General features: G+C 35.0%; 11 protein-coding genes. 6 read left to right on the forward strand and 5 right to left on the reverse strand.

Translation table 11 applies throughout. From position 1 onward, the window contains the following. Nucleotides 1-112: 112 nt before the first annotated feature. The 3 genes from WH188_RS21135 to serS all read right to left on the reverse strand — a co-directional run bounded on the left by WH188_RS21135 (nt 113) and on the right by serS (nt 6,649). Nucleotides 113-1,588 (reverse strand): SusD/RagB family nutrient-binding outer membrane lipoprotein, encoded by a 1,476-nt coding sequence (locus WH188_RS21135; RefSeq protein WP_168128386.1) that lies wholly within the window; start codon nt 1,586-1,588, stop codon nt 113-115. 13 nt (nt 1,589-1,601) lie between these two features. After that, nucleotides 1,602-4,832 carry a SusC/RagA family TonB-linked outer membrane protein gene (locus tag WH188_RS21140; RefSeq protein ID WP_168128385.1) on the reverse strand — a complete coding sequence of 1,077 codons (3,231 nt, stop codon included), beginning with the start codon at nt 4,830-4,832 and terminating at the stop codon, nt 1,602-1,604. Between the two features lie 545 nt (nt 4,833-5,377). After that, the gene (gene serS, locus WH188_RS21145; RefSeq protein WP_132772173.1) at nt 5,378-6,649 is read right to left on the reverse strand and encodes a serine--tRNA ligase; all 1,272 of its coding nucleotides are present in this window, start codon (nt 6,647-6,649) and stop codon (nt 5,378-5,380) included. Nucleotides 6,650-6,948: 299 nt separating this feature from the next. Between serS and WH188_RS21150 the strand changes: the two genes are divergently transcribed. The 5 genes from WH188_RS21150 (at nt 6,949) to WH188_RS21170 (ending at nt 12,302) form a co-directional block, all read left to right on the forward strand. Continuing rightward, nucleotides 6,949-7,941 carry an aldo/keto reductase gene (locus WH188_RS21150; RefSeq protein ID WP_132772172.1) on the forward strand — a complete coding sequence of 331 codons (993 nt, stop codon included), beginning with the start codon at nt 6,949-6,951 and terminating at the stop codon, nt 7,939-7,941. A gap of 139 nt (nt 7,942-8,080) precedes the next feature. Continuing rightward, nucleotides 8,081-8,746: a 16S rRNA (cytidine(1402)-2'-O)-methyltransferase gene (gene rsmI / locus WH188_RS21155; protein ID WP_132772171.1), complete on the forward strand. Its 666-nt coding sequence runs from the start codon at nt 8,081-8,083 to the stop codon at nt 8,744-8,746. A gap of 33 nt (nt 8,747-8,779) precedes the next feature. Then, complete coding sequence (locus WH188_RS21160; protein ID WP_132772170.1) at nt 8,780-9,493, forward strand: PH domain-containing protein; 714 nt, start codon at nt 8,780-8,782, stop codon at nt 9,491-9,493. Between the two features lie 2 nt (nt 9,494-9,495). Continuing rightward, nucleotides 9,496-11,124 carry an apolipoprotein N-acyltransferase gene (gene lnt / locus WH188_RS21165; protein ID WP_168128382.1) on the forward strand — a complete coding sequence of 543 codons (1,629 nt, stop codon included), beginning with the start codon at nt 9,496-9,498 and terminating at the stop codon, nt 11,122-11,124. 50 nt (nt 11,125-11,174) lie between these two features. Continuing rightward, nucleotides 11,175-12,302 (forward strand): cysteine desulfurase family protein, encoded by a 1,128-nt coding sequence (locus tag WH188_RS21170; protein ID WP_168128381.1) that lies wholly within the window; start codon nt 11,175-11,177, stop codon nt 12,300-12,302. Between the two features lie 66 nt (nt 12,303-12,368). Here WH188_RS21170 and WH188_RS21175 read toward each other — a convergent pair whose 3' ends face one another. After that, a complete protein-coding gene (locus WH188_RS21175; RefSeq protein ID WP_021189447.1) occupies nt 12,369-12,788 on the reverse strand; it encodes a copper resistance protein NlpE in 420 nt (139 codons plus the stop codon). A gap of 84 nt (nt 12,789-12,872) precedes the next feature. After that, nucleotides 12,873-13,205 (reverse strand): tetratricopeptide repeat protein, encoded by a 333-nt coding sequence (locus WH188_RS21180; RefSeq protein WP_132772167.1) that lies wholly within the window; start codon nt 13,203-13,205, stop codon nt 12,873-12,875. Nucleotides 13,206-13,541: 336 nt separating this feature from the next. Between WH188_RS21180 and WH188_RS21185 the strand changes: the two genes are divergently transcribed. After that, nucleotides 13,542-14,279 (forward strand): electron transfer flavoprotein subunit beta/FixA family protein, encoded by a 738-nt coding sequence (locus WH188_RS21185; protein ID WP_168128380.1) that lies wholly within the window; start codon nt 13,542-13,544, stop codon nt 14,277-14,279. Nucleotides 14,280-14,287: the final 8 nt, after the last annotated feature.

A 14,287-nucleotide genomic window follows, 5' to 3' on the forward strand; every position in this document is an offset into this window, starting at 1 on the left:
TCAATCAATTTTCCAAGATGAATATATAAAATTATTGTTTTATATAGATTGCTAAAAATAAAAAAGCGATCCCTTTCGAGATCGCTTTTTAAAAATTATAACCTTAAAATTGTTATTTAACATCCCACCATACGGGTGTATAGATAACTACATTGCCAGGATAATTTGCGTTAGTGGTTGCTTCACTATTTGCATATGGCATTCTTAAAGGCATTCTACCTTCTCCTAAGGTAGAAGCAGCAGACGTAGTAAAGAATGTCGGATAACCTGTTCTTCTCCATTCAGTCCAGGACTCAAATCCTTGAAAACCACACAATGCAAAATATTTTTGTGTGATAATTGCCTTTACTTTTGAATCTACATTTCCAGAAAATACAGCATCTGGAGCCTTAGCAATATAATTTGCCGCTTCAGCAGCATAACCTGTTGCCTTAAAACTCGAAGTAATACCAGATTCATATAACGCCTTAGCATCACCAGCCCCCCAGCCCTTTACAACAGCTTCTGCTTGCAAAAACAAACTTTCAGCATTTGAAATCAATTTAACAGGTGCTACTGCTGATGTTGGCTCAACTGCACGTCCGCCTACTAAAGGTGACGGAGATGACACCAATTTCTTTGTATTAGCACTATATGTTCCTTGATTAATAAATGCGATGGTGTCCTGAACGACTCCATCATTATTAACTACTTTTTCGTAGAATGCAAAAACTCTTGGATCATTGTTTTTCACAAAGGCTTTTACAGCTGTTCCACTAGCTACCACATTTTGAGTTTTACCTAAACCTACCATTTCATTATAAAATGGATTCTCGTTACCTCCAGTGGTAGTATAATTAATCGTTGCATCTTCATCTAGGAAAACTGGGCTTGAAGCATAAAGCGCTTTAATTCCTGCTGATGCTTTAGCAGCATCAACATTCGAAATTCTTAAATATGCTCTTAATTTTAAAGTATTTCCAAAAGCTTTCCACTTATTTAGATCGCCGTTAAATAGCATATCTTGACTCGTTACAGGAATAGCTTGCTTCGTTTGCAATAAAGCAAGACCTTTATCAATATAGTTGAAAATTGAATCATATACAACTTCCTGAGCTTCGTATTTAGGATTTAAATTACCCGCTGCCTGCAAACTTTCAGATAATGGAATATCTCCAAAAGCATCTGTTGCAATTTGAAAAGTATATGCTTTCAAAATATAAGCCATACCTTTATAATTTTCATTTGCTGATGCCTTTGTTTCGATAATCAAATTTGCATTATTCAAAGCATTTCTATAAAGAATCAACCAAGGGCGATCCATTGCTGAATTAACGATCCTATATTGATCTAAAGTACGGTATTGTGATGAGGTAGGATTTTGTGTCCAATATTGTCCCCAAATATTACCATAAACCTGAAAATTGTTCCCCACTACTTGACTTATTGCAGCTTCTACTGTAGGCAATAATAAACCTGGAGTAGCCTGTTCAGGGTTATTTGGATTATCATTAATATCCAAAAACTTATTACATCCTGTCAAACCAACTGTGCCAATTAAAGCTAATATTAAAAGCTTTTTAGCGTTTTTTAAATATATAGTTTTCATACTTTACTTGCTATTAAAATGAGACCTTAAGGTTGATACCATAGTTTCTTAACGAAGGTTGAGCTGTAAAGTCAAAACCTTGCGCATTGCCAGCTCCCGCAGAATTTACTTCTGGATCAGCATATTTATTTTCGCTAGGCGTCCAGATAAATAAATTGTTCCCAAATAATCCTATAGAAGCCGCTCCAAATGGAGTATTCTTTAATTGATCTTTAGTAAGCTTGTAAGATATTGTAAGATTACGCAACTTAATATAAGTTGCATCTACAATATTAACTCCTGCCTCCATATTCGGATAGTAATCCACTTTATCGTATGTTGCAGTTGTATTTACTACCGAATTTCCAGCAGCGTCTAAATATACCGAATTGGGAAAAATTTGACCAAAACGCTCTCCGCCAGTTTCAGCAGATGTACCCACAAAACCTAAGATATCTTTTGTTCTAGAATAGAAAACACCTCCTTGTTTAGTATCAAATAAAGCACTCATTGACCAATTTTTATATGTCAAGTTAGTACCCAAAGATGCTTGAAAATCGGGATTATATGTGCCTAAATATTGAGGTGAAGAAGAAACTACTGGTAAACCTGTTTTTTGGTCAACAATTGTACGACCTAATTCATCTTTAGCATTGGTAACTCCATAAAACTCCCCATAAGGACGGCCTACTGCAGCAACTATGTTCATTCCAGAGAAACCTCCAACAGAAACTTGCTCAACACCATTCATCAACTCAACAACCTCACTGTTGTTTTTAGTGAAGGTTCCGAACATCTCCCAAGTAAAATTTTCAGTCTTGACAGGTGTACCTCTCAATGTTAACTCGACACCAGTATTCTTAACTTTACCAGCATTTACTAAACTAAAACCATATCCTGTAGAAGCAGGAATTGGAATACTTAAGATTTGATTTTTTGAATTGTTGTTATAGTATGTAAAATCGGCGTATAAACGATTGTTGAAGAAACCTAATTCAGCACCAATCTCAAAAGAAGTAGTGATCTCTGGCTTCAACTCTGTATTACCGATCGTACTACTTGACATCAATGCCGAAACATTACCAAATGGAAAGGTTGTTGTTCCAAAACCACCATTGATTTCACCACGAGAAAAGGTCGTTAATAATTGGTATGGATCTGTATCAGAACCAACCTGTGCCCAGTTAGCACGAAGTTTTGCATAATTAAATTTATTTTTCAGTTCTGAGGTAAATAATTCAGAAAGAACAAATGATCCACTTACACTTGGGTAAAAGAATGAATTATTTTGTTTTGGCAATGTTGAAGACCAGTCATTACGAGCAGTAGCTTGTAAATATGCAATGTTTTTGTATGAAACATTTAAATCTCCATATACTCCAATTAATCTTCTATTACTCCAAGAGTCTTCTATTAAATCTAATGGACCATTACTATTAGCCAAATTATACCATCCTGGTACTACTAAACCGCCACTTGCATTTGTTGCGGTGCTAATATTAGAGGTTTTACGTTGACGAATATTATTACCCAACATGAAAGATGCTTGCCAATCATCATTGAAAGAATGCGTAGCTGTCGCCATAAAATCGTGTACGATTTCATTCACATTATATTGATCAATTCTATACTGTCCTGGATCTGTCTGAATATTCGCATCTGAATAATTTCCAGATGTATTATCTGCTGGTATGAAACTATATTTTGGAGATTCTGATCGGCGACGATCAGTATAATTATCCAAGCCTATACGCTCTTGGAAAGTTAACCACTCTAATGGCTTATAATTAACATTAAAGTTACCTGTTATACGATTTACATCATTGTAATTATTGTAGTTCTCCAATACCCAATATGGGTTATTTGAATATGCTCCATAGTAACCATAAACATCATTACGTTCTACACCATTTGCATCTGTAAAACCGTAACTGTTGTAAGGATTGGATAAATCTTTGAAACTTGTAATATCCATATCACGTGGCGTTTGCAACAAATTGTTGTACACGGAACCTCCACCTTGACCACCACCAACATTATTACTATTGATACGGCTATAATTAAAGGAAACACCAGCAGAAAATTTGTTAGAAAATTCTGTTGATCCGTTAAAACGAACACCGTATTTATTATAGGTATCTTTTTTACCAGGATAAACACCATTTGAATTTAAAGCATTTAAACCAAGATAAAAGGTAGATTTATCTGATCCGCCTGAAAAACTTAAGTTATTATCTGATGCTAAACCTAGATCAAAAAAATCTTTTACATTATCCTTTACTGCAGAATAAGCTTTTTTCTGACGAACACCATTTATAGCTTGTCCCCATTCTTGAATCTCACCTGTAAAAGGAGCTCCCCATGACCAGTTTTCCTTTGGATCATTTACGAAAAAAAGTTCTCCTTCTTTGGTGTAATCAGAATAACCTTGTCCATATTGGTTTTGAAATTCTGGTAATTTCAAAATAGAAGACATCGTATTGGTCGAGCTAAAAGTAATTTCATTCTTAGCGCCCTTTTGACCACTTTTCGTTGTAATAATCAGCGCCCCATTTGATGCTCTAGAACCATACAAAGCTGCTGCAGCAGGACCTTTCAAAACTGTTACAGTTGCAATATCATCAGGATTGATATCATTACCGCGGTTACCAAAATCAACACTGGATAGTGATGATGCACCTCCAATAACGCTTGAATTGTCAATTGGAGTACCATCAACAACAATAAGGGCTTGATTATTACCTGAAATGGATGATCCACCGCGTAAGACAACACGAGAAGAACTTCCTGGAGAGTTAGATGTCGAAGTAATATTAACACCAGCAACTTTACCTGCTAAAGCACCGATGGCACTTGAATTTCTTCCTTCCGTTAATTCATCACTTTTAAGAACAGGTGCAGAATAACCTAATGATCTTTTCTCTCTTTTGATTGCATTTGCCGTTACAATAACTTCTTCTATCGCATTAGTATTATCTTCCAATGATATATTAAAAACTGAAGTATTGTTATTAACTAGGATTGTTTTTTCGCCAAAACCTATCGAGCGAAATAAAACTACCTTGCCTGCTGGTACACTCAATGAATAGTTACCGTTTGCATCGGTTTGGGTAGCTTGATTAGTTCCTTTCACAACAACAGTAACTCCTGGTACCGCTTGCCCAGTTGTTGATGTAACACGTCCACTAATCTTCTTCTCTTGAGCGAATGCTACTGATGATAGAATCATCCCCCCAACGAGAAAACTAAGTAATGTTTGTTTCATGTTATTTAGTTTGTTAATTAATTTATATAAATATGTTTATGTCCATAAAATTAGATGTGTATTTAAAACGTTTAAGCTTTAATTGTCTAAACAATTCAAAAAACACAAATCAAAACCTCCTTCACCTTGACGGATAGCTTTTCGTGTGCAAACAGATTTAACAAATTGTAGATTCAACAAATAGTGACAGCAATCAGCATTCACTATGGTGATCTTATAAGAATCTGTAAATTTTCTTTTTAAAATTTACGATGAATAATGTGGTAGTAAGCCTTCACAGACATTACATCTTGAAAGCGGGAAGCAAATATATATAGACAAAGTTGTTATTACAAGTATTTTAACAAAAAAGTTTTTTTTTCATAACTAATGTAAATATGAAGCTTCTATATTACGAATAATGCAAGCAGTACTGATATAAATTAAATTTTCATAATTACCCATTACACAGAATTAAATACGGTAATCATTAGATTTAACAAAATTTTAACATAAAAAAAGGGTTGTAAAAAATTACAACCCTTTTAATTTATATTAAATTAATATCAATCAATATATTCAAATCCTGTATAGGGAACCAATACCTTAGGTATTTTTATGCCCTTATCTGTTTGATTATTCTCCAATAAAGAAGCTACTATACGTGGTAAAGCTAATGCAGATCCATTTAATGTATGAGCCAATTGCATTTTACCATCTTGGTTTTTAAACCTCACCTTCAGACGGTTAGATTGATACGTTTCGAAATTTGAAACTGATGACACTTCTAACCAACGTTTTTGAGCGGCGCTGTATACTTCCAGATCATAAGTCAACGCGGCTGTAAAGCTCATGTCACCACCGCAGAGACGCAATACACGATAAGGTAATTCAAGTTTTTGTAACAGTCCCTGCACATATGTATTCATTTCTTCCAATGCATCATAAGAACGATCAGGATGAACGATTTGTACTGTTTCCACTTTATCAAATTGATGTAAACGATTTAAACCACGAACATGCGCACCATACGATCCCGCTTCGCGACGGAAACATGGTGTATACGCACAATGTCTAATAGGGAATTGTTCTTCTTTTACGATAACATCGCGATAGATATTAGTAACGGGAACTTCCGCTGTTGGTATCAGGTATAGATCATCGTGTGTTACATGATACATCTGGCCTTCCTTATCAGGTAACTGACCAGTAGCAAATGCAGATGCCTCATTAACCATAATTGGCACCTGTACTTCTTCATACCCCACTTTTGCAGCTTCATCTAAAAAGAAGTTGATCAATGCACGTTGCAAGCGAGCTCCTTTTCCTTTATAGACAGGGAAACCTGCTCCTGTTACCTTTACACCTAACTCCAAATCTACGATACCGTATTTAGTTAACAGATCCCAGTGACTAACCGCATCATCGGCCAATGTAGGGATAGTTCCGTTTTCTAACACAACTTCATTATCATCTGCTGATACACCTGCAGGAACGGTAGTATGTGGAAGATTGGGAAGTTGGACAATCTTTGCATTTAAATCCTGTTCAACACGATCTAAATGATCTGTCAAACTTTTGATCTGTTCTTTATATCCGGAGGATTGGGATTTTACGGCTTCAGCTTCTTCTTTTTTACCTTGACGCATTAATTCTCCGATTTGTTTTGCGGATGAATTTGCTTCTGCTGAAAGGGCATCTGACTCGGATTGAATTTTACGACGTTGTTCATCCAAAGTGATGATTTCATCTACTAATCCAATTTCCTTGAAATTTTTGACACCTAATCTTTCGATTACCTTATCCCTGTTTTCACGGATATAATTCAATTGCAACATAATTGTATGTATTTTTAAAGAAACAAACTTAGATAAATTTGTTTTATTTACAATTTTTATTCTGTCATTTATTAAACAAAATTGTTCGTTCCCGTCCTTTCTATTTGGCACTCATGATTGTTATACACGAATCGATATCCAACTCTTCCATCACGAATTATTATAGAGAAGAAATATAATAGGTGAAGTTCAATTAATAAGTCCGAATGAAAATTAAAATCAATTTTACATCAAGATCTTTATATGTGTAAGATTACTTGTAAATTGCCTTTAAATAAACTCATAAAGCATAATAACAGATGCACTATACACCTGCGAATAATCGATATCAAGAAATGGAATACCGCCGTTCGGGTAATTCCGGAATTAAATTGTCAGCAATTTCATTGGGCTTATGGCAAAATTTTGGTCATGTCAATGATTTTGAGAACAGTCGTAAGTTAATACAGACAGCATTCGATTCGGGTATCACTCATTTTGACCTTGCGAACAACTATGGGCCGCCTCCTGGTTCGGCAGAAGAAAATTTCGGAAAAATATTACAAACAGACTTTAAAGGACTTCGCGATGAAATGATTATCTCTTCCAAAGCTGGTTATACGATGTGGGATGGCCCTTATGGCGATTGGGGTTCGAAAAAATACCTAGTCTCTAGCTTAGACAAAAGTTTAAAAAGAATGCACCTGGATTATGTAGATATTTTTTATCACCATAGACCGGACCCAGAAACACCACTGGAAGAAACAATGGCTACTTTAAACTTATTGGTCCAACAAGGAAAGGCTTTATATGTCGGGATATCGAACTATAAAACACCTGAAGCAAAACGTGCGATAGATCTTTTAAAACAAATGGGCACGCCTTGTCTCATCCACCAACCTAAGTTTTCTATGTTTGAGCGTTGGGTCGAAGAAAGCCTATTGGATTTACTTACAGAGGAGCAAGTTGGTTGTATTCCTTTCTCACCCTTAGCCCAAGGTTTACTTACTGATAAATATTTACATGGTATTCCGCAAGATTCACGAGCAGCTTCTGGAAGTATTTCACTTCATGAAAGTGATATCACTTCAGATAAAATCGAAAAAATAAAAGCTTTAAATGAAATAGCACTGCAACGAAATCAAAAATTGGCACAAATGGCGGTATCGTGGTTATTACAGAAACCTCAAGTGACATCAGTTTTAATTGGAGCAAGTAAAGTATCACAGATTCAAGACGCCGTCAATGCGGTAAAGAACCAGCAATTTTCAAGAGAAGAATTACAGCAAATTGAAAATATTTTAGCAAAATAAATTTAAAAAGCTCATTTCATATTAGGATTCTATACAATGAAGTGAGCTTAATACTGCTATAAATAAAATAGCACATGCTATTAAAAAAATGCAAGTCAAAGCCTTAATTACAATTATTAAAAAAAACTTACCTTTGTAAATGCTTTATTTAGTTCCTACGCCAATTGGCAATTTAGAAGACATGACTTTTCGCGCTATACGTGTGTTAAAAGAAGCAGATGTTATTCTTGCCGAAGATACACGCACAAGTGCCCCCCTTTTGAAACATTTTGGAATCGAAAAAAAAGTATTTGCGCATCATCAGCACAATGAACATAAAGCGATTTCAGAAATCATTAGATTTCTGAAAGAAGGTCAGACCATTGCCTTAATTTCAGATGCCGGTACTCCTGCTATCTCTGACCCCGGTTTTTTATTAGTACGAGAGGCAATTAAAGAGGGGCTTGAAGTACAATGTTTACCTGGTGCAACCGCTTTTGTTCCTGCCTTGGTTAATTCAGGACTTCCAAATGACCGTTTTTGTTTCGAAGGATTTCTACCTGTGAAAAAAGGACGTCAAACCCGTATGAAATTTTTGGCTGAAGAAAAACGAACGATGATATTTTACGAATCACCACATCGTATCCTTAAAACAATTGATGAGTTTATTCAAGTTTTTGGAGCAGAAAGACAAGCTTCGATATCACGAGAATTAAGTAAACTGTATGAAGAAAATGTAAGAGGTACTTTAACTGATTTAAAATTACATTTTGAAAACAATCCTATTAAAGGAGAATTTGTATTTTGTGTGGGAGGTTTAGAATAAGTTTAGCCTTCATTTATTTAAAATAGATTTAACATGAACTTTGAACTTTTTGCCATTGATGGCCAAGACATAAAAATTGTAGAAAAGTTAGTTGTCAAATTGCAAGATATGATGACAGAGGGAGAGCGAATTGATTATATCGCCGTACAGAAAAAACCGGCCGTTACCATTCTTCCCGACAGTATAACGATTAGTAACAAACGTATTTTCATGTGTGAATTTACAAAGCTGGGCTTAGCAACAGATTTTGAAATTTTCAGTTGGAAAGATATTAAAGATATAGCTTTCAAAGAAGAGATTTTTGGTTCTAAAGTAACCGTAATCCCTAGTACAGGGGAAAATTTAAGTATTGATTACATCCCTAAAGTACAGGCACGTAAATTATACCAGCTAATCAAAGGAGCTTTAGAAACATCTAAATTAAAAGAAATCGAGCAGGAGAGAGAAAAATTTATTGTAACCGCTCCTAAACAGACAGCTCCCTCATTTGAAATTCATCAACCTATAATAGAGGAAGAGCCTACCTCTAAAAACATACCGTCCTTGCCTATAGTGGAAGAGGTCAATGAAACTATTGTACCCGAAACTACAGTCCCTCCGATTATTGAGGTAACTGCACCTGCTGTAGTTGAAGAAGATGATGAGATAACACTCAAATTAAGAAAATTAAAAAACCTCTTTGACAAACAGTTGATTACACAGGCAGAGTACGAAAACAAGAAAAACGAAATCTTATCTCAAATTTAATCGTGAGAAATCAATATTTACTGGCACTTTTAAGTGCCTTTTTATTATGGTTAGGATGGCCACCTGTACCTTACAGTAGTCCGATCTTATTAATTGCCTTTCTCCCGCTCTTAATCGCAGTTGAAAATATCATCCGTAATCAAACCTATATTAAAAAAGGTAAAAAGATTTTTTTTACAGCAGGATTAACGGCAGTGCTATGGAATACGGCCTCTATTTATTGGGTATACAATTCTATATCTGCAGTAATGCCCTGGTATATTGCCATTTTTATTTCACTCATTCCTTTTTTATTAGGATCATTATTAATGGCACTTGCATTTCGACTATACTATCAAATGCGGAAAAAAACATCCATTATTCTTTCCCTGTTTGGATTAATGGCCTTCTGGATATCTTATGAATATTTACATCAATCCTGGGATCTAGCATTTCCCTGGATGACTTTAGGTAATGGGTTCTCAAATTTTCATCAATTAATTCAATGGTATGAGTTTACTGGAGTATATGGTGGTACAATGTGGATATGGTTAAGCAATATTTTAATTTTCTTACTTTATTTAAACAAGAAAGAAATGAATATTGTAGCAAAACCTCGTAGGATTACTATTGTGTTAGTCCTTACGTTGCTTATCCCCTCTTCATATTCAGTCATTCGCTATATGACGTACGAGGAGCATATTAACCCTTCTCAGATTGTAACTGTCCAACCTAATATTGACCCATTTGGAAAATTTGGTCATATCAGCCCTGAAGAACAATTGCAAACTTTGATGCAACTATCAAAATCTGTTGCCAAGCCGAATACGGAGTTTTTTATATGGCCAGAAACAGCATTGTCACAAAGAGGTGATTTCGATGAAGAAGATTTTAGAATTACAAGTACATTTGATTCGCTTATTAATTTTCTAAATGACTATAAAAATGGCAACGTACTATCTGGGATAGAGAGTTATAGATTATATAACGATAAAAGAACAAGTACTGCTAGAGAAGTAGGACCAAACTTATATAAAGACAATTTCAATGCGGCAACTTTAGTTGACGTGTCTTCCAAACTACAATTTTATCATAAATCGAAACTAGTTCCCGGTGTTGAGCAAATGCCATTTGGCACTGCTATTAATTTCTTAAAGCCTTTATTTAGTGCATTTGGCGGAACGACCGGAGGATATGGAAAACAGGATAAACCATCGGTATTTTATTCACAAAGTGGTATCGGTGCAGCTCCCGTCATCTGTTATGAGTCTATCTGGGGGAATTATGTTGCACAATATATCCAACAAGGGGCCCAATTTATTGCCATCATTACAAATGATGGTTGGTGGGGAAATACTTCTGGTAAAGATCAGCATTTAGATTACGCAAAGTTAAGAGCCATTGAAAATCGAAGATGGGTAGCCCGCTCTGCGAATACGGGAATATCGGGCTTTATCAACCAGCGCGGAGACATCATTCAAAAAACAGATTGGTGGGTACCTGCAGCCCTAACACAAGAAATCAACCTCAGTGAGGAATTGACTATTTACACAAAAAATGGTGATATCCTCGCTTATCTAGGTCTTTTGGGGGCTTTGCTTGCCACACTGACCTTTTTTAAAAAATCAAAAACAAGCAATTTTATTAAATAATCTCAATACCATTAAATAAGTAAACTTACTTTTACTTAATTTTGTCCATTATGCAAGTATATTTTGATAATGCTGCAACTACAGCGCTAGATCCAGAAGTCATTCGTGTCATGATAGACACCATGGAAAATAATTTTGGAAACCCTTCTTCTATTCATTCACATGGACGACAAGTAAAAACAATTGTTGAAAAGGCGCGTAAATCCATTGCGCAAATCTTACATACTTCTCCATCTGAAATTTTCTTTACCTCTGGTGGTACAGAAGCTGATAACATGGCAATTGTACGTTCTATTGTAGATTTTGGAATTACACATGCGATCACTACACCAATAGAACACCATGCTGTGCTTCATACATTAGAAGAATTGGAAAAATCAGGAAAAGTTCATCTCGACTTACTGCATGTAGATTCCACTGGTAATATTGATTTAAATCAATTAGAAGACTTACTCTCAAAAAACCCTAGAACTTTCGTTTCCATTATGCATGGTAACAATGAACTTGGAAATTTAAATGATATTGAAAAAATATCAGAAATATGTCAAAAGTATAAAGCAATCTTTCATTCTGATACTGTCCAAACTATGGGTCACTATCCACATGATCTAAGTAAGCTAAAAATTGATTTTATAACGGGAGCTGGACATAAATTCCATGGACCGAAAGGAGTTGGTTTTCTATACATTAATGCAAATACGAAAATCAAACCCATGATTTATGGTGGTGCACAAGAACGTAATATGCGTGGTGGAACTGAAAATGTATATGGTATCGCAGGACTAGCAAAAGCCTTAGAACTGAGCTACGAACATATGGAAGAACATAGTGCTTACATACAGGGGTTAAAATCTTATATGATTGAACAATTGCAGATAGCAATTCCAGATATTAAATTTAATGGTGTCACTGAACCAAATAAAGCACTTTACACTGTTTTAAACGTATCATTTCCATGTACGGATATGGCAGATATGTTATTATTCAATCTAGATATTGCTGGTATTTCCTGTTCGGGTGGAAGTGCCTGTAGTTCTGGAACCGATATCGGATCACATGTACTAGGAGCTATAAGGGCGGACGGCACAAGACCTTCAGTACGTTTTTCTTTCTGTAGAAACAATACAAAAGAAGAAGTAGACTTCGTTGTTAATCACCTCAAAGAGATCTGCAAATAGAAAAAAACTAAAAAGACCTTCAAAATTTGAAGGTCTTTTTTTGTTAATGTGATTTTATTAAAATGACTATTGTGTTAGTTTTTCTAACTTATAATTCTCTGCCAATTCTCCGACGATTTCATTACCTGATAAATCCAATTGCCAAAGTTTTGCCTTTTCACCCAGTTTGAATTTATAATCCACTCCTTCAAGTGTGATCACATTATTTTCAAATTTCCACTTTCCATCTTTGACAAATACTTCATCACTTTTATTAAGATATTTTGAGGTATAACTATAGGAAAAATTTTGGTTTAACTTTAAAACAGTTTCGATCCCGTCACAATCTGCACAAGGCATTACTCCGCTGTATGCTCCGCTCAATTCATATAGAGTAGCGCTTTGGTGATCTTGTTTGTCTTTAACTGCTTCAGCACCTTTACGTTGGTTATCACATGCAACAAAAACAAATAAGATACAGCATAATATAATAAATAGCCTTTTCATCTTCTTTAAAACTCTTTCTCAAATCTCCACAGAGATATAGACAAATTAAGTACCAAAAAGCAAGATTAAAATGTTAAAAAAATGTTAATATTCATCTTCATCATCTCCGTCCAGTAAACTTAATGCTCCGCGCAATTCACTTAACGCATGCATATTGCGTTTTTGTTGTGTTATGACCATACCTTTTTTATAAATATCTCGTGCATCTTCTACACGATTCATTTTCTCATAAAGTTTCCCCAAGTGGTAATAAGTTCCAACATAATCGGCATGATCACTTATCAGATCAGTATACCCCTTAAGCGCCTCATCTTGATTTCCTAATTTTAAATATTCGGTAGCCAAAGCATATTTCAAAAAAGGATCTTGTGGAGAATCTTTCAAAAACTCCTTCAATTGTTCTAAACGGTCTGACATTATGTATAGCTTTTAATTTTATACCGGTAAAGCTACAAATAATCAAAGAAGCTAAAAAGCTCATTTCGACAACAAATTACTATGCTAGCATACAAAAATGACAAACCATTGACGAATCATAAACTGTATAAAATTTAATCAACCTATAATAAAAAATACACATTTAATAAATAAAAATCTATTTAAAGACCATAAATTATCAATAAAATAATTTACATACCTTTATTTTAACAAAAACATAACTCAACATTCCATTGCAGACAGTATGGTACTCTCCCAAATTATCTTTACATTTAAAGTAAATTATATTAGGTTTGTATAAAACGGTAATAAATTATGAAAATATTAGTGTGTATAAGTAATGTCCCTGACACTACTTCCAAGATTACATTCACCAATGACAACACCGCTTTTAATAATGCTGGTGTGCAATACATAGTGAATCCTTACGATGAAATTGCTTTATCAAAAGCAATAGATTTGGCTGAAGGCGGTAAAGGCACCGTAACTGTTATTACAGTTGGGGATGCAAGTACTGAGGCTACTATCCGAAAAGCGCTAGCGACTGGTGCAGATAATGCAATACGAGTAAATGCCTTACCAAGAGATGCTTGGTTTGTTGCCAATCAGATTGCTCATTATGCAAAAGACAACAGCTTTGATCTTATATTAACCGGTAGAGAATCCATTGATTATAATGGAACTCAAGTAGGAGCTCTCGTAGCTACGATCCTAAATATTCCTTCCGTTTCTATCAGTAAAAAACTAGATATTGACGGCAATAGCGCAACTGTAGAACGAGAAATCGAAGGTGGCAAAGAAGTTCTAACTTTAAATCTACCAGCTGTCATTGGTACAGCTGAAGGGGTAGCAGAAACAAAAATACCGAATATGAGAGGTATTATGACCGCTAGAACAAAGTCATTAGATGTAATCGAACCTATTGAAGTAGCTCAGTTGTCGCATATTGTCAAATTTGAAACTCCAGCTCCGCGCGGTGCTGTCACTTTGGTTGATGCTGGAGATGTCGAAAAATTAGTTTCTCTTCTGCATGAAAAAGCAAAAGTTATTTAATCAACTCT

Source organism: Sphingobacterium sp. MYb388 (assembly GCF_037479535.1).
Lineage (GTDB): Bacteria > Bacteroidota > Bacteroidia > Sphingobacteriales > Sphingobacteriaceae > Sphingobacterium > Sphingobacterium anhuiense.